The sequence below is a fragment of the Kitasatospora sp. NPDC058406 genome (assembly GCF_042722765.1).
In the GTDB taxonomy this organism is placed as follows: domain Bacteria; phylum Actinomycetota; class Actinomycetes; order Streptomycetales; family Streptomycetaceae; genus Kitasatospora.
The window spans coordinates 43,400-59,915 of sequence record NZ_JBHXKE010000008.1 but is presented as its reverse complement, the minus strand read 5'-3'; the positions used below and the strand labels follow the sequence as shown (position 1 = coordinate 59,915).

The following is a 16,516-nucleotide window of genomic DNA, read 5'->3' as shown; positions in this document are numbered from 1 at the left end:
ACACCCGCCCCGCGGTCCGGGGGTCCCGGGCCGCGCGCTGGGCCCCCCCCCACCCCCCCCCGGCCCACCGCGGGCGCCGGGCCGCCTTCACCCGGCGCCGACGGCACCGGCGGTCACCGACGGTCAGTCGTCCTCGGCCAGGATCAGGTACAGCTTCTTCCGGGCCTCGGTGAGCACGGCCAGGCCCTTGACCCGCTGCGCCTCCGTCCCGGTCGCCATGACCTGCCGGACGGCGTGTTCCACCGCGCCGAGCGCCTGGCCGACCTCCTGGACCGCGGCCCAGTCGACGTCCTGACCGGCCTCCGCCCACGGCTCGTCCGGCCCGGCGTCGGCCTCGGCCCGGCCCGCCTCGGTGAGCGAGACCAGCCGCTTGCCGCCGAGCTCCTCCGCCGTGATCAGGCCCTCCTCCTCCAGCAGCTGGAGGGTCGGGTAGACCGAACCCGGGCTGGGCCGCCAGGCCCCGCCGGACCGCTCGGCGATCTCGGCGATCATCTCGTAGCCGTGCATCGGCCGCTCCTTGAGCAGCGCCAGCAGCGAGGCACGCACGTCCCCCCGCCGAGCCCGGCCGCGACGGCCGCGCGGGCCGAACCCGCCGGGCCCTCCGGGCCCGCCGAAGCCGCGGCCCCACGGCGGCCCGGGCGGCCGTCCGGGCCCGCCGACGAACGGCGGCGGCCCGAACGGGCCGAACGCCTCGCGGCCCTCGAAACACTCTCCGGGACCCCCGGCGAAGTCCGGCCCCCGACGGCGTCCGCCGTACGGGCCCTCTTCGCGGAATCGTCCTGGACGCATGGCACCCACCTCCCGTACCGGCCGCGGGAACGCGGCCGCACAGACGATCGTTCAAGACAGTCGAGTTACTGTCTCGATACTTCGACGATATATCGCCGACTGTCGTCCGTCAACGCTACCGACACGGTCGCCGATGTCCTGCGACAGGCGACCCGGACCGATCGCCGTCGACGTCGGACCGCCCCAGGTCAGGTCCCGGGCCGCGGCTCACCAGGGGCCGAGCCGAAGTGGGCCCAAAAGGAGCACGGGGAGGAGCGAGAGCTCGCGACGCGCTAGTTTGGGGCACCCCAGAGCAGAGGAGAGCCCCGTGGGCAAGGTGGTCATGTACAGCTCGGTGTCGGTGGACGGCTTCGTCGCGGACGAGAACGACCAGCCCGGACCACTGTTCGACTGGTTGTCCAACGGTGACGTCCCGTTGGACGAGAGCGGCGCGCTGAAGGTCTCGCGGGCGTCCTACGACCACACCCGGCCGTACTGGGACCAGATCGGAGTCACGATCGTCGGCCGCCGCGTCTTCGACATGACGGACGGCTGGGACGGGACGCCTCCGGGCGGGATCGACCACGTGGTCGTCGTGACGCACCGGCCGGCGCCCGAGGGCTGGGACCCCGGGGCGCCGTTCCACTTCGTCGACGGCGTCGAGGCCGCCGTGGCCAAGGCACAGGAACTCGCGGGAGACCGCACGGTCGAGGTCGCCGCCGGCGACGTCGGCGGCCAGGTGCTTGCCGCGGGCCTGGTCGACGAGGTGCGCATGGACGTCGTACCCGTCGTGTTCGGGTCCGGCAGGCGCTTCTTCGGGTCGGTCCACGCGCAGCACCTCCTGGAGGGCCCGGACGTGGTGGTTCAGGGCAACCGGGTGCTCCACCTGCGCTACCGGGTGCGCCGTCGACCGAGCTGAGCCGGTGCGCGAACCGGTCCGCTGCGAACGGTGACACCGGATCGGGCCTCCGGCTGCGTTCGCGCATCGCTGCGACCCGCGCCCCGGGCGGCCGGTCCGACACCCCGCCCGGCACTCCGCCCGACATCTCGGTCCGACATGCCCCCGGCGAGGCCGCGACCTGCGGCGGTGCCACTACGGTGACGGGCATGGCCGGAGAACGAGACCTCGCGACACTGCTGCGCGGAATGCGCCCACAACTCAACCCGGGGCGGTACGTGTACTGCACGCTGCCCGCCAGGGTGCCCGCCGGCATGCGGCCGGTGGTCACGGTCGCCGAACCCGAGGGGGTGACGGTGGTCGTGGCCCAGGAGGAGGCCGACGCGCTCGGCCTTCGCTACGAGTACGTGGCCGCCTGGATCACCCTGCAGATCCACTCCGCGCTGGAGGCCGTCGGCCTCACCGCCGCGGTGGCCGGGCGGCTCGCCGAGGAGGGGATCAGCTGCAACGTGGTGGCCGGCTTCCACCACGACCACCTCTTCGTCGCCGCCGACGACGCGGACCGCGCCGTCCGGGCCCTGGAGGAGTTCGCCGACCGGCCCGCCTGACCGGGTGCACCGGGTGGCCGCTCCCCGGGCGGGCTCCGAGACTGGAAGGACCGGGCGACCCGCCCGACCGGTCAGCCCCGCCCCTCTTGGACCCGCCCCGGAAGGAAGTGCGCCACCATGGCCACCTGTGTCACGTGCGGCAACGACTACTGGCTCGCCTTCGAGATCAAGACCGTCACCGGCGACGTCTACACCTTCGACAGCTTCGAGTGCGCGATGGAGAAGCTGGCCCCGCGCTGCGAGCAGTGCCAGGTCCGGATCGTCGGCCACGGCGTCGAGGTCGCCGGCATGTTCTTCTGCTGCGCCAACTGCGCCCGCGTCAACGGCGGCCTCGGCGAACAGATCCGCGACGCCGTCGGCACCCGCCCGTCCTCGTAGACCCGCCCCACCCGGGCCGGCCGGCACGTGAGCGCTCCGGCGGGGTTCCGAGGTAGCGAAAAAGGCCCCCGACCTGCCGTTTCGCAGGTCGGGGGGCCTTTCCCCAAGTCGGCGGCGGAAGAGTCGGCCTGTACGCCGGGTTCTGTCTCCCGGGCCGCTTGCGCGAGCCGGGGAGGCGGCCATCCATCTAGGGCTGCCGTTGCCGACAGCCTCGTGCGGTCTACCCGCGGACTCGGGCGAGCAGCCCTCGGTCATCCGCGCACGGCACCCGGAGGCGCCGATCTTGACCTTGCTCCAGGTGGGGTTTACCGAGCCGGCCGAGTCACCCCGGTCGCTGGTGGTCTCTTACACCACCGTTTCACCCTTACCCGTCGCCGAAGCGGCGGGCGGTCTGTTTTCTGTGGCACTGTCCCGCGGGTCACCCCGGGTGGGCGTTACCCACCACCCTGCTCTGTGGAGCCCGGACGTTCCTCGGCGGGTCCTGGGACCCGTCGCGGCCGCCCGGCCGGCTCTTCCGCCGTAGTGGTCATCGTAGCCGCTCGGGCGGCGCCTCCCGCACCGCGGCCCGGGCGACGGGCGGCTCGCCGCCGAGCCGGGCGGCCACCCCGGCCGCGGTCGCGGTGGCCCAGGCGGTGGTGGTGACCAGCCCGATCACCAGGATGGCGACACCGAGACCGGTCACGATCCACCAGCCCACGTGGCTGGCCGGGGCGAAGCCCGTGACGACCGGGCCGATCACCGCCGCGGTGACCGCCGTACCGATCACCGCGACACCGAGCGACTGGCCGACCTGCCGACTGGTCGAGGCGACGGCCGCCGCCACACCGGCCTGGGCGCGGGGCATGCCGGAGACCGCGGCGTTGGTGATCGGCGCGTTCACCATGCCGAAGCCGAAGCCGAACAGCGCGTACGCGGCCAGCAGGAGGGCGGGCGGGGAGTCGGCGGCCAGCCGGGTGAGCAGCAGGCCGCTGCCGGTGAGGCCGATCCCGGCCAGCACCAGCGGGCCGCGCGGGCCCCGGCTGCCGACGATCCGGCCCGAGAGCGGCGCGCACACCAGCATCATCCCGGCCATCGGCAGCGTCCACAGGCCCGCCTCGACCGGGCTGTAGCCGCGGACGTCCTGGAGGTAGAGGGTGTTGAGGAAGAGGAAGCCGCCGAGCGCGGCGAAGGCGCAGACCGCCGTCAGGGTGGCGCCGGTGAACGGCGCACTGCGGAAGAACCGCGGGTCGACCAGCGGCTCGGCGACCCGGCGCTCCCACAGCGGGAAGGCCACCAGCGCGACCAGCGCCGTCGTGGCCAGGCCGAGGATCAGCGGGGACGTCCACCCGTGCTCCGGACCCTCGATGATCGCGGCGGTGCCGCAGCCGAGCAGCGCCACCATGAGCAGTTGTCCGACCGGGTCCAGCCGTCGGGCGCGGGGGGCGCGCGACTCGGGGACGTAGCGCGCGGTCAGCAGGAAGGCGACCAGGCCGACCGGGACGTTGATCAGGAAGATCGCCGGCCAGCCGGCGGCGTGCACGAGGAAGCCGCCGAGCAGCGGTCCGAGCGCCATGGAGATGCCGACCACGCCGCCCCAGACACCGATCGCCCGGGCCCGTTCGCGCGGCTCGGTGAAGGTGTTGGTGATGATCGACATCGCCACGGGGTTCAGCATCGAGCCACCGACCGCCTGCACCGCGCGGAACAGGACCAGCCACTCCAGGCTCGGCGCCAGGCTGCAGAGCAGCGAGCCGAGCACGAAGAGCAGCAGACCCGTCTGGAACACCCGGCGGCGGCCGAACCGGTCGGCCACCGACCCGAACAGCATCAGCAGCGAGGCCAGCACCAGGGTGTAGGCGTCGATGATCCACTGCAGGCCGGAGGCGGGGGCGTCCAGGTCCTTCTGGATCTCCGGGAGGGCGATGTTCACGACGGTGTTGTCGAGCCCGACGATGAACAGGCTCAGGCAGCAGATCGCCAGGATCAGCAGGCGGCGGCGCCGGCCGGGATCGGCGGACGGGCCCGGGTGCGGGGCGGCGGGCGGTGGACTGGGGGAGGTCGCTTCGGCCACGGGTCGATCCTCCCACCGGCCGGGCCGTCAGACGGCGGTGAAGCGGACCGTACGGGTGGCGGGGTCGGCGACGACCAGCCGGACCCGCACCAGCTCGCCGAGCGGCAGACCCCCGCCGCCTGACGCGCCGTCGGGGCTCTCGCAGCGGGCCCGGACGGCGGGATCCCGCAGCTGGACGGTGCCGCGACCGGGCCGCTTGCCGTCGACGTCGACCACGACCGCGGCGAAGTCCTCGCCCTCCCGGCCGGCCAGCAGCTCCGCCTCCACCAGGTCGATGCAGGCCCGCTCGACCTCACCCGAACGGCGGTCCCCCGCCGCCATCAGCGCCGGGATCCCGGGCAGCGACTCGCGCGCCCAGGCCGGCACCTCCTCCCCCGCCGCCACCGCCGCGCACACCTCCTGGGCGAACCGGTCCCCCAGCCGGCGCAGCGGCGCGGTGCAGTGCGCGTACGGCGCGGCGAGCGCGGCGTGCACCGGGTCGGCGGGCGCGGGCACGCCGCCGCTCACGTCGAAGGCGGCGTAGCCGGCCCCGCGCAGCAGGCCGGTGCACTCGTCGAGGAACGCGGCGTGCAGCGGGCGCTGCGGATCGAGGGAGCGGATCAGCTCCGGGTACGGCAGGCCGTCCGGCCAGTCCACGTCCAGCGCGCGGGCGGTGCGGCGCAGCCGCTCGTACGCGGCGGGCGGGGCGGCGGGCAGGGTGCGCAGCAGGCCGACGCCCGCGTCGAGCATCAGCTCGGCCGCGGCCATGCCGGTGAGCAGCGAGATCTGGGCGTTCCAGCCGTCGGCGGGGGTGGGCGCGCGGTAGCCGAGCGCATAGCCGCGCGGGGTCTCCTCGATCTCCTGCTCGGGGACGGGGAGGCTGATCCCGCCGCGCTCGCGCTCCCGCTCCTCGCGGAGCCGGCCGACGGTGGCGAGCAGGCCGAGCTGCTCGTCGGCTCCGCCGGCGTCCACGGCGCGCTGGACGGTCGCGTAGTCGAGCCGGCGCCGGGAGCGGACCACCGCGCGCCGGAGGTCGGCGAGGACGACGGCGCCGTCCGCGTCCAGGTCGAGCTGCCAGAGCAGGGCCGGGCGGAGCTCTCCGGGCAGCAGGCTGGCCGCGTCCTCGGAGAGCCGGGTCGGATGCAGCGGGACGCGCCGGTCGGGGAAGTAGAGGGTCTCGACCCGGCGGCGGGCCTCCTCGTCGATCGCCCCGCCGGGGCGGACGAAGGCGGCGACGTCGGCGATGGCGTAGTGCACCCGGAAGCCGCCGCCGGGGCGGTGGGCGAGGTGCATCGCCTGGTCGAGGTCGCGGGAGCCGGGCGGGTCGACGGTGAACAGCGGCAGGTCCGTGGCGTCGTACTCGGGCAGGCGCGGGCATTCGGCGGCCTGTTCGGCCTCCGCCAGGACGGCCTCGGGCCACTCGGTGCGGATCTCCGGTCGGGCCCGCAACTCGGCCAGTTCGGCGTTGATCCGGGCGGAGTCGGCGGCCTTGACACGCAGTTTTCGGCGGGGCATGGAGGCAGCGTAGGGCCGGCCGGGTGGTTCCGGCCGGACGTCGCCCGCGGGCGGCGTGCCGACGTCCGGCCGGTCCTGCGACGGCCGCGAGGCGGGGGCTCAGCGGCCCAGCAGCGACCTGAAGTCCTTGGCAGCAGCGGCCACGTCGTCGTCGTGGCGGGGCCGGTGGGGTGCCGGGGTGGCGGTGTAAGGGGTCGTAGCGTGGGGGGAGCTGGTGATCGCAACGGAGGAGGGGGATCGGGCGATGCGTGGGTCGAAGGTCGTGGGGTCGGCGGTGGCCGGGGTACTGGCGGGGACCGGGGCGCTGCACGCGCTGTGGACGGTGACGCCGTGGCCGCTGCGGACGCCGGAGGAGTTCGCGGACACCGTGGTCGGCACCGGCGAGGGGGTGCCCCCGGCCGCGGCGTGCGCGGCGGTGGCGGGGCTGCTGGGTTCGGCCGCGTACTTGGTGGCCGCGGAGGCCGGGGTGGTGCCGGCGGTCGGGCCCGCGCGGCTGCGCCGGGTGGGGGTGCGGGCGGTGTCTGCGGTGATGCTGGCGCGCGGCGCGGGCGGGCTGCTGCTCTTCGGTGGTGGGCTGCTCGGGCGCTCGGAGCGGTTCCGGCGCCTGGACACCCGGTACTACTCGCCGCTCTGCCTGGCGCTCGGCGCCGGGGCCGCGGCGGTCGCGGCGACGGGTTACCGGGAGCGGGGGCCGGTTGCGTAGGGTGGCCGGGTCCGCCGCCACGAAGTGTTGAGGAGTACGCCGTGCTGGTCCTGTTGCCGCCCTCGGAGGGGAAGGCCGCGTCCGGGGACGGTGTGCCGTTGGCGCTCGACGGGCTGTCGCTGCCCGGGCTGACGGCGGCCCGGGCCCGGGTGCTGGAGACCCTGGTCGACCTCTGCCGGGGCGACGGCGACGCGGCCGCCGAGGTGCTCGGCCTGAGTCCCGGCCTGCGCGGCGAGGTGGCGAGGAACGCCGGCCTGCCGACGACGGGCGCGCTCCCGGCCGGGGAGGTGTACACCGGGGTGCTCTTCGACAACCTCGGACTGGCGACGCTCGACGAGGCCGCGTACGACCGGGCGGCGCGGACGCTGCTGGTCTTCTCCGGGCTCTGGGGCGCTGTGCGGATCGACGACCGGATCCCGCCCTACCGCTGCTCGATGGGCGTGAAACTCCCCGGCCTGGGGGCGCTCGGAGCGTACTGGCGGGGTGCGATGGCGCCCGTGCTGCCGGAGGTGGCCGACGGGCTGGTGCTGGACCTGCGCTCCGCCGCGTACGCGACCGCCTGGAAGCCCGCCGGCGAGGTGGTGTCCCGGACGGCGACCGTCCGGGTGCTCCAGGAACGGGACGGCCGGCGCACCGTGGTCAGCCACTTCAACAAGGCGACCAAGGGCCGGCTGGTCCGCGACCTGCTGGTCACGGACGCGGCGCCCAAGGCGCCCGGTGAGCTGGTGGACGCGCTGCTGGGGCTCGGCTACCGGGTGGAGGTCGCCGCCGAGGGCACCGCGCGCAAGCCGTGGCAGCTGGACGTGGTGGTCACCGAGGTGCACTGAGGTGCACCGAGTCCGCCGGCACGCGTACCGCACGTCGAAGGGCCGGTCGTTCCCGACCGGCCCTTCCGTGGTTCCCGGCGGTCCCCGGCGCGGGTGCGCGCGGTTCCGCGAGCCCGCACGGTCAGCGCAGGTGCCCGGTGTCGTTGAGCAGCCGCACCGAGGCGTTGCCGTCCGCGTAGTACTGGACGGCGCAGAGCGAGGCGGCGGACAACTCCATCCGGTAGAGCGCGTCCGGCGGTGCGCCGAGCGCCAGCCGGACCAGCGTCTTGATGGGGCTGACGTGCGAGACGACCAGCACGGTCTTCCCCGGGTAGCGGGCGAGGACCTTGTCCCGGGCCACCCCGACGCGGTGGGTGAGGGTGGTGAAGCTCTCGCCGCCGCCGGTCGGCCTGGCCTTGGCGGAGCCCAGCCAGGCGGTGAGGTCCTCCGGGTGGCGCTCCTGCACCTCGCCGAAGGTCAGTCCCTCCCAGGCCCCGAAGTCGACCTCGCGCAGCCCCTCCTCGTACCGGACGTCGAGGCCGAGCCGGGCGGCGACGGTCTCGGCGGTCTGGCGGGTGCGGAGCATCGGCGACGCGACCACGGCCTGGACCGAGCCGCGCGCGGCCAGCGCCTCGGCGGCCCGCTCGGCCTGCCAACGGCCCTTCTCGGAGAGCTCCGGGTCGGTGCCGCCACTGCCGGAGAACCGCTTCTCCGGGGTGAGGTGGGTCTCGCCGTGCCGGAGCAGGACGAAGGTGGTCGGGGTGCCGAGGTCGGCGTCGCCGGCCCAGCCGGCCTTGGGCGCGGCGGTCTCCAGCGGCGGTTCCTCGACGACGGCGGCGGCGGCCTTGGGGGCCTTGGGCTCCCACTGGCGGCCGGCCTTGCCCGCGTCCATCGCCTCGTTGGCGAGCCGGTCGGCGTCCTTGTTCCGCTCGCGCGGGATCCAGGTGTACTTGACCTGCCCGCGCGGCAGGACGGTCCGGGCCTCGGCGGCGAGCGGCTGCATGTCCGGGTGCTTGATCTTCCAGCGCCCGGACATCTGCTCGACGACCAGCTTGGAGTCCATCCGGACGTCCACCGAGGCGTCCGGGTCGAGGTCCCGGGCCGCCTTCAGTCCGGCGATCAGGCCCTTGTACTCGGCGACGTTGTTGGTGGCGTGGCCGATGAACTCGGCCGCCTCGGCGATGATCCGGCCGGTGTCGCCGTCGCGGACCACCGCGCCGTAACCGGCCGGCCCCGGGTTGCCCCGGGACCCGCCGTCCGCCTCGACGACGAATCTGCGCCCCGCCACCGGCTCAGGCGCCCGAGTCGGCGGTGCGGACCAGGATCCGCCCGCAGTTCTCGCAACGGACCACCTTGTCGACCGGCTCGGCCTTGATGGCGTTGAGCTCGGTGATCGAGAACTCGGTGCGGCAGCCCTCGCAGCGGCGCTGGTAGAGGCGGGCCGCGCCGACGCCGCCCTGCTGCTCGCGCAGGCGGGTGTAGACCTTGATCAGGTCGGCCGGGACGACGGCGGCGACGGTCTCGCGGTCGCGCCGGATCTTCGCCACCTCACCGTCGATCTCGGCGAACGCGGCGTCCCGGCGGCCCTCGGCCTCGGTCAGCACGACGGTGGAGTGCTCCAGCCGCGCGGTCAGCTCGGTGACCCGGGTCTGGGCGGACTCCAGCCGCTCCATGATCTCCAGGACGACGTCCTCCAGGTCCCCCTGGCGCTTGGCCAGCGAGCCGATCTCGTGCTGGAGGTTCTCCAGGTCCTTCGGCGAGTTGATCGCACCGGAGTCCAGGCGCTGCTGGTTGCGGGCGGACCGGGCGCGGACCTGCTCCACGTCCTGCTCGGCCTTGGTCAGCTCGCGGGTGGTGTCGCCGAGCTGGGCCTGGGCGGCGACCACGAGGTCCTTGAGCGCGATGTGGTCGGCGTTGACCTTCTCGATCTCGGCGTGCTCGGGCAGGCTGCGCCGCCGGTGGGCCAGCTGGTCGAGCTTGGAGTCGATGGCCTGGAGGTCGAGCAGGCGGATCTGGTCGGCGGGCGCGGCGTTCAAGCGGAGAGCTCCTGTGAATCGGGTCAGGCGGGGAAGGACATGGGGGCGTGCGCGGTCCACGGGTCGGTGACCGTGTGGGAGACCTTCGTCTCCACGGCCCAGCCGCGCTTCTCGCCGGCGCCGTTCAGCGCCCGCTCGGCCAGGGTCAGCCAGGGCCACTCGGTGGCCCAGTGCGCGGCGTCGACCAGGGCGATCGGCGCCGTCTCGGCGGCCTCCGAGGCCGGGTGGTGGCGCAGGTCTGCGGTGAGGTAGGCGTCGACGCCGGCCGCGCGCACCTCGGCGAAGAGGCTGTCGCCGGAGCCGCCGCACACCGCGACCCGGCTCACCAGGCGGTTCGGGTCACCGGAGATCCGGACGCCGGCGGCGGTCGCCGGCAGGCCCGCGGCGACCTTCGCGGCGAACGCGGCGAGCGGCAGCGGGGGCTCCAGCAGGCCGACCCGTCCGGTGCCGCGCCGGCCCAGCGGGTCGGTCGGGTCCGGGACCAGCGGGCCGGTGACGGTCACGCCGACCGCCTCGGCGAGCGCGTCCGAGACGCCCGGGTCGGCGTGGTCGGCGTTGGTGTGGGCCACGTGCAGGGCGATCCCGTTGCGGATCAGGGTGTGCACGACACGGCCCTTGAAGCCGGTGGCGGCGACGGTCGTGGTGCCGCGCAGGTAGAGCGGGTGGTGGGTGACGACCAGGTCGGCCCCCCACTCGACGGCCTCGTCGACGACCGCCTGCACGGGGTCGACGGCGAACAGCACGCGTCGGACCTCGGCCTGAGGGTCTCCGCAGACCAGGCCGACGGCGTCCCAGGACTCCGCCCACTGCGGCGGGTACAGCTCTTCGAGGGCGGCGATGACGTCGGACAGTTTCGGCACCTGTCGAGACTACCGTGCGCGCGGGGGCGGCCGGGCCTCCCGGTTCGCACGGGCGCCCGGGCCGTCCGGTGCACGGACGGGCGTCAACCTGTGGTTCGGGGTGCGCGGGCGGCCGGCGCGCGCCGTCCGGAGGGCGCTCGGGGGCCGTACGCGCCGGGCCGCACGGCCCGGGTCCCGCACACGGGATGCCTCGCACACATGCGAAACGGCGCCCGGATCACCCTTACGAGTGAAGTGACCGGTTTCGCGTTGAGCATCCCTCACTACTGAAAGTAACTTCACTCCTGCGAAAGGGAGTTGCACCGCCCCCGAGGTCGGGCGGACGCCCCGCCCGGCCGCGGGCACGGACCCGCGCGGACCCGTACGGACCACCGGCAGGAGACCGCCGGACCGCGGGCCCGGGGCGGACGCGGCCGGGGCCGAACTCCCGCGCCCACCGAGGGACCGATTCAGGCCGCGGCCGGGTGCCCGGGTGCCGGAGCAGTGGGCACCGGCGGGCACCGGCCCAGACGAAGGGATGTGGTGGCGGATGGAAGCGGGCACATCGCTGCGTACGGCCGGGGGAACGGACTCGGCGGACCACGGGCCGGATGCGGTCGGCCCGTGGCCGGAGATGACGCGGGCGGTGCTGGCCGGAGCCGGGGGCCGGGGAGGCGGCGACTGGCGGATCGCCGCCGAAGGCCCCTGGTGCACGGCCAGGCCGCCCGCGGGCGAACTCGCGGACGAGGGCTGGAAGCTCCACGTCAGCGCCGCCTCGGCGGTCGGCGGCGTGGTGCTCGCCGCCGTCACCGAAATCCTGGCCGAGGACCCGTGCACGTTCCGGTTCGCCACCGGGTCGGCCCAGCTGCACGAGATCAACTCGCGCCACCGCGAACGGGGTTCGGCGGGCAAGTTCATCACCGTCTACCCGGACGGCGAGCCGCAGTTCCGGCGGCTGGCCGCCGCGTTGCACCGCGCCACCGAGGGCCTGCCCGGGCCGGTGGTGCTCTCCGACCGCCCGTACCGGCCGGGCAGCCTCGTCCACTACCGGTACGGCGCCATCGCGGCCCGCGCCGAGCTGGGCAACGACGGCGGCTACCGGTCCATGCTGCGCGGGCCCGGCGGCGAACGGGTCGAGGACGTCAGCGAGGCCGCGTACCGCTGCCCGCCGTGGGCCCGGGACCCGCTGGTGCGCGATCCCGCCGGGGACGGGCCCGGCGCGGGCCGGCCCCCGGCGCGGCGGCGCGGCAGCGGCGGGGTCCTGCTGGCCGGGCGGTACGTGATCACCGGCACCCTCCGGAAGGGCGCCGAGGGCGGCGTCTTCCTCGGACGGGACACCGACGGCGGCACCGAGGTCGTGGTCAAGCAGGCGCGCGCCCACATCGAGGTGGACCGCGCCGGCACCGACGCCCGCACCGCACTGCGGCACGAGGCCGCTCTGCTGGCCCGGCTCGACGGCCGGGGCCTGGCCCCCCGACCGGTCGAACTGGTCGAACAGGACGACTCCCTCTTCCTCGTCCAGGAACGGATCGCCGGACAGCCGCTCGGCAGCTGGGTCGCGGCCCGGCTGCGCCGGGACGGCAGCCCCGACGTCGACTGGGCCGAGGCCGGACCGGTGGCCCACGCCCTGCTCGACCTCGTCGAGCGGGTGCACGAGCAGGGACTCGTCCTGCGGGACCTCTCCCCCGGCAACGTCCTCGTCCTGCCCGACGGCTCGCTGCGGCTGGTCGGCCTGGAGCTCGCCGCCGAGGCCGGCAGCCGGGCCGGCTCGGCCGGCGCCCCCGGGTACCGCGCCCCCGAACAGGGCCCCGGGCGGCTCACGCTGGTCACCGGCGGCGCCTCCACCGCGGACCCGGAGACCGATCTCTACGCGCTCGGCGGGCTCTTCTTCCTGCTCGCCACCGGCCACGACCCGCTGCTGCCCGAGGACCTCCCGTGCGCCCGCCCGGTCGCCGACCGGCTGGGCCGCTGGCTCGCCCTCGCGGCGCGCTCCGGTGCCACCGCCCGCCGCCTCGCCCCGGCCGTCCTCGGGCTCCGCGCCCAGGAGCCCCGGCGGCGGTGGAGCGTGGCCCGCGTCCGGGAGGTGCTGGCGGGAACGGCGGCCGGGGCGGAGGCGGCCGGGCGCGGGTCCGGCGCGGCCGCGGAGTCCGGTGGTGGCGATGGCGGTGCCCGCGCACCGGGCGGCCGTCCGGTCCCCGACGACGGGACGCCGCGCTTCGCGTCCGTGTACGGCGGCGACACCGGCATCGGCACCGGCACCGGCACCGGCACCGGTACCGCCCTGCCCGCCGCCCGACCGCACGTGCCAGGACCGGGCGGGGACGAGGCCGACCCCGACGGCGGCGCCGCCGTCGACCGGGTGCTCCACGACGGCCTGCGCCACCTCGCCGCCACCGCGACGCCGCTGCGGCGCGACCGCCTCTGGCCGGTGGTACCGGCCGGGGAACGGTCGGATCCGTGCAACGTCCAGCACGGTGCGGCGGGCGTGCTGGCCGTCCTGGCCCGGGCGGCCGCGACCCACGGGCTACCGGCCGAGGTCCGGACCGTGGCCCGGACGACCGCACGGACGGCCGCCGAGTGGGTCGAACGCCGCTGCGCCGCCGAGCCGGTGGTGCTGCCCGGCCTGCACTTCGGCCGGTCCGGCGCCGCCTGGGCGCTGCTGGACGCCGCCGACGCGCTGGACGACCGCGCCCTGGCCGGGCGGGCGGCGGAGCTGGCCGCGCGGATACCCGTCACGTGGCCCAACCCCGACGTCTGCCACGGCGCGGCCGGTGCCGGCTACCTCCAACTCCGCTTCGCCACTGGGGTGCCGCTCCACCCGACGGTCGGCGGGCCCCCGGTCGGCGGGCCGCGGGACGGCCTCGCACCGGACACCGCGGCGTTCCTCGACCGGGCCGCCCGCTGCGGACACGGGCTGCTGGCGACCGCGCGGCAGGCCCCGTACGGCACGGTGTGGCCGGTGCCGGAGGACTTCGACTCCGTGCTCGCCGGCGTCACCCACCTCGGCTTCGCCCACGGCGTCGCGGGCGTCGGCGCCTTCCTGCTGGCAGCCGCCGAGGCCACCGGCGACGGCGCGCTGCTCGACGGCGCCACGGCCGCCGGACGCACGATCGCCGCGACCGCCCGCCTCGACCGGGCCGGCTCCGGGGAGACCGCGTGGTGGCCGCAGAGCGCCGACGATCCCGAGCACGTCCGGCTGGCGCACTGGTGCAGCGGATCCTCCGGCGCGGGCACCTTCCTGCTCCGGCTCTGGCGGGCCACCGGGGATCCCGACGCCCACCGGCTGGCCCTGGCCGCCGGACGGGCGGCGGCCGCAGCGCGGTGGCACGGCGGCATCACCGCCTGCCACGGCCTGGCCGGCGACGGCGAGTACCTGCTCGACCTCGCCGAAGCCACCGGCGATCCGGAGTTCCTCTCCTCCGCCCACGAGGTGGGCGCACTGCTCGCGGCCCGTCCGGCCCTGCGGGACGGCCTGCTGGTCCTGCCGGACGAGACCGGCACCGGGTGCGCCGCGGCGTACGGCACCGGCACGGCGGGCGCGCTGGCCTTCCTGCTGCGGCTGCGGTACGGCGGGCCCCGGCTCTGGACGGACCCGGCACCGCTCCCGTCCGCGACCACTACCGCGACCTCGGGCCGAACGGCGGACGGGCCGGCGAACAGGCCGGCGGACGGGCCGGCGGACAGGCCGGCGGACGGGCACACGGTCGAACCGGCGGAGGCGAGGACGACATGAACGTGGCCACCCGGACCACGACGCAGGCGCTGCGCCGGCTCGGCTTCACCTTCGCGACCGACGGCAGCCACGCCGCCTGTCTCGCGTCCGCCGCCGACGGCGGCTGGTACGTGGAGAGTTGGCGCCTGCCCCCGGACGGCCCCGCCTCGGCGGCCGGGCTCCGGCTGCCCGGCAACCGCTCGGAGGACCCCCGGTCGCAGCTGGTCGCGCCGCCGGACGGCTCGGTGCTGGTCTGCCGGCACGACGGCGACCGGCACGACCTGGTGACGCTGTCCCACACCACCGACCAGGACGGCCGACTCGTCACCGCCGAAAGGCCGTTGGCCACCCTGCGGGCGCCCGGGCTGCGCCTCCTGCCGCTGCCGGCCGGCGCCCCGACCGGCCCCCGGGCCCCGGTCGCCCTGGCGTTGGGCACCGACACCCGCCCGGCCACCACGGTCTGGCTGGTCCGGGCCGACGGCTCGGCGCCGCACCAGGTCGCCGAGTTCCCGGGGCTGCACGGCGGCGGGGTCTGGCTGGACCACACCGGCGCCCTGCTGGCGCTCGACCGGGTGGGCGGCGGCCTGGTCCGCACCGTGGTGCTGGACCTGCGCACGGGAGCGGTCACCCCGCTGCTGGAGATCGGCGAGCGGAGCAACGACCGGCTGGTGCTGTTCGACCCGGACAGCCGGTTCGCGATGGTGCGCAGCGACGCGCCCGGGACCGACCGGATCGGCTGGGGCGTGCTGGGCGGCGACGCGCCGCTGAGGTTCCCGGAGTGCCTGCACGTCGCGGGCATGCTCCTGCGCCCGGTGGCGCTGCGTCCGACCGCGGGCGGGGCCCGGGTGGTGCTCCAGGTCGACCACGGCGCCGGTTCCTCGCTCGCGCTGTGGCAGCCGGCCGCCGGGCGGCTGGAGCAACTGCCGGTCCCGCCGGGGCGGCTCGGCGCGGTCGGGCACTGGTCGGCGGCGGGGCTGCGGATGCCGTACTCGGCGCCCGACCACCCGACGGCGCTCGCCACCCTGGACGTGGACGCGCTGCTGGCGCACGGCCCGGCGCCCGCCGCGTCCGGTGCGACGCCGCTGCCCCTGCAGTTGGCACCGCTCGGCACCGGTCTGCCCGGGCCGTGGCGGGACACCGTCCTGCCCTGGTACCCCGGCGCCCCGCGCCCCGGCCCGCGGACCCCGCAGCCGGGCTGGCGCCTGGACGGCTCCACCCCGCCGGGCGAGGGCGGGCGCTGGCACCCCGCGCAGAGCCTCGAACTGGCGGGCCCTGCCGGACCGTTGGAGGCCGTGGTGTACGGCGGGGACGGCTGGCTGAGCAGCCCGCACCTGGTACTCGCGCTGCACGGCGGCCCGGCGGACGCGTGGCGACTGGAGTTCGACCCGGCGCTGCAGCGGATGGCCGCCGAAGGGCTGGCGGTGCTGGCGCCGAACCAACGCGGCTCCACCGGCTACGGGTTGGCGCACGCGATGGCCATCCGGGGCGCCTGGGGCGGCCCGGACCTCGACGACGTCCTGTCCCTGCTGGAGGGCATCGCGGGGCAGCGCGCCGCGCTCGGTCTGGAGCCGCCGGCCCTGTTCGGGGTCAGTTACGGGGCCTTCCTGGCCCTGTTGGCGGCGGCGCACGCTCCGGCCGAGCACGTGGCCCGCTGCGCGGTCGTCGCGCCGTTCCTGTCCGGAGCCCGGCTGCTGGCCGAAGCCGCGACCCCGGTAAGGGCGTTGACCACCCGGCTGGGCGGCGGAGAACCGATCGCGGACGCCCGCGGGCCGCGTGACGTGCTCCAGCTCGCCCACCGGATCGGCGCCCCGTTGCTGATCGTGCACGGCGACCGGGACGAGGTGGCGCCGGTCAGCCAATCGAGGTCGCTGCGCCACGAGTTGCTGCGGATCGGACGCACCGAGGGGACCGACTTCCGGTATGTGGAGGCGGCCGGCGCAGGTCACGAGGTCCTGGCCGAGGAGGGCGGCGCGGTGCTGCACGAGCTGCTCGCCGCGTTCCTGCGCACCGGCCGTCCGGGATAGGTCCCCGGTCCGGTCCGGGACAGGTCCCCGGCTCCGGTCCGGGACACGTCCCCGCTCCGACCGTCCCGCCGTCCGACCCGCGCTCAGGCACGGCCGTCCGGGGCCGTGGAGCCGGTGCGGTGCTCGTCGTGACCTCGCTAGGATCTCGCCCGCTCCGGCGGTTAAGGTGACCGGGGCACGGGCCGCGATCACCGGCCGTG

The 16,516-nt window shown here is 76.0% G+C and carries 13 protein-coding genes and 1 other RNA gene; 7 read left to right on the top strand and 7 right to left on the bottom strand.

Annotated features, from left to right (window positions below; all coding sequences use genetic code 11):
* Positions 1 to 123: 123 nt before the first annotated feature.
* Complete coding sequence (locus ACFWOG_RS03305; RefSeq protein WP_329878838.1) at positions 124 to 789, bottom strand: PadR family transcriptional regulator; 666 nt, start codon at positions 787 to 789, stop codon at positions 124 to 126.
* Positions 790 to 1,096: 307 nt separating this feature from the next.
* Here ACFWOG_RS03305 and ACFWOG_RS03300 point away from each other — a divergent pair, with 307 nt between their 5' ends.
* From ACFWOG_RS03300 to ACFWOG_RS03290, 3 genes are all read left to right on the top strand, one after another.
* Entirely contained in the window at positions 1,097 to 1,687 is a 591-nt protein-coding gene (locus ACFWOG_RS03300; RefSeq protein WP_329951634.1) for a dihydrofolate reductase, read from the top strand.
* Between the two features lie 188 nt (positions 1,688 to 1,875).
* Positions 1,876 to 2,274: an ACT domain-containing protein gene (locus tag ACFWOG_RS03295; protein WP_355407742.1), complete on the top strand. Its 399-nt coding sequence runs from the start codon at positions 1,876 to 1,878 to the stop codon at positions 2,272 to 2,274.
* A gap of 117 nt (positions 2,275 to 2,391) precedes the next feature.
* Positions 2,392 to 2,652 (top strand): Prokaryotic metallothionein, encoded by a 261-nt coding sequence (locus tag ACFWOG_RS03290; protein WP_329951632.1) that lies wholly within the window; start codon positions 2,392 to 2,394, stop codon positions 2,650 to 2,652.
* Positions 2,653 to 2,767: 115 nt separating this feature from the next.
* Here the strand turns inward: ACFWOG_RS03290 and rnpB are convergent.
* From rnpB to ACFWOG_RS03275, 3 genes are all read right to left on the bottom strand, one after another.
* Positions 2,768 to 3,165: RNase P RNA component class A (gene rnpB / locus ACFWOG_RS03285), an RNA gene on the bottom strand.
* A gap of 13 nt (positions 3,166 to 3,178) precedes the next feature.
* Entirely contained in the window at positions 3,179 to 4,621 is a 1,443-nt protein-coding gene (locus ACFWOG_RS03280) for a DHA2 family efflux MFS transporter permease subunit (protein WP_380354226.1), read from the bottom strand.
* Positions 4,622 to 4,729: 108 nt separating this feature from the next.
* A complete protein-coding gene (locus tag ACFWOG_RS03275) occupies positions 4,730 to 6,196 on the bottom strand; it encodes an RNB domain-containing ribonuclease (protein WP_380354205.1) in 1,467 nt (488 codons plus the stop codon).
* Between the two features lie 244 nt (positions 6,197 to 6,440).
* Here ACFWOG_RS03275 and ACFWOG_RS03270 point away from each other — a divergent pair, with 244 nt between their 5' ends.
* Positions 6,441 to 6,899, top strand: coding sequence for a DUF3995 domain-containing protein (locus ACFWOG_RS03270; RefSeq protein ID WP_329951630.1), 459 nt, complete (start codon positions 6,441 to 6,443; stop codon positions 6,897 to 6,899).
* Positions 6,900 to 6,940: 41 nt separating this feature from the next.
* On the top strand, positions 6,941 to 7,726 hold the full coding sequence (yaaA, locus tag ACFWOG_RS03265; RefSeq protein WP_380354203.1) for a peroxide stress protein YaaA: 786 nt from the start codon (positions 6,941 to 6,943) through the stop codon (positions 7,724 to 7,726).
* 121 nt (positions 7,727 to 7,847) lie between these two features.
* Here yaaA and ACFWOG_RS03260 read toward each other — a convergent pair whose 3' ends face one another.
* The 3 genes from ACFWOG_RS03260 to ACFWOG_RS03250 are packed head-to-tail and all read right to left on the bottom strand — an operon-like array spanning position 7,848 to position 10,601.
* The gene (locus tag ACFWOG_RS03260; protein ID WP_355407749.1) at positions 7,848 to 8,993 is read right to left on the bottom strand and encodes a bifunctional RNase H/acid phosphatase; all 1,146 of its coding nucleotides are present in this window, start codon (positions 8,991 to 8,993) and stop codon (positions 7,848 to 7,850) included.
* A 4-nt stretch (positions 8,994 to 8,997) separates the two neighbouring features.
* Positions 8,998 to 9,741 carry a zinc ribbon domain-containing protein gene (locus ACFWOG_RS03255; protein WP_380354201.1) on the bottom strand — a complete coding sequence of 248 codons (744 nt, stop codon included), beginning with the start codon at positions 9,739 to 9,741 and terminating at the stop codon, positions 8,998 to 9,000.
* Positions 9,742 to 9,764: 23 nt separating this feature from the next.
* Positions 9,765 to 10,601 (bottom strand): Nif3-like dinuclear metal center hexameric protein, encoded by an 837-nt coding sequence (locus ACFWOG_RS03250; protein WP_329878856.1) that lies wholly within the window; start codon positions 10,599 to 10,601, stop codon positions 9,765 to 9,767.
* 529 nt (positions 10,602 to 11,130) lie between these two features.
* Here ACFWOG_RS03250 and lanL point away from each other — a divergent pair.
* Together lanL and ACFWOG_RS03240 are read left to right on the top strand one after the other, a co-directional pair.
* Positions 11,131 to 14,313, top strand: coding sequence for a class IV lanthionine synthetase LanL (gene lanL, locus ACFWOG_RS03245; RefSeq protein WP_380354198.1), 3,183 nt, complete (start codon positions 11,131 to 11,133; stop codon positions 14,311 to 14,313).
* Positions 14,310 to 16,316, top strand: coding sequence for an alpha/beta fold hydrolase (locus ACFWOG_RS03240; protein ID WP_380354195.1), 2,007 nt, complete (start codon positions 14,310 to 14,312; stop codon positions 16,314 to 16,316). Before lanL ends, ACFWOG_RS03240 begins: the two co-directional genes overlap by 4 nt.
* Positions 16,317 to 16,516: the final 200 nt, after the last annotated feature.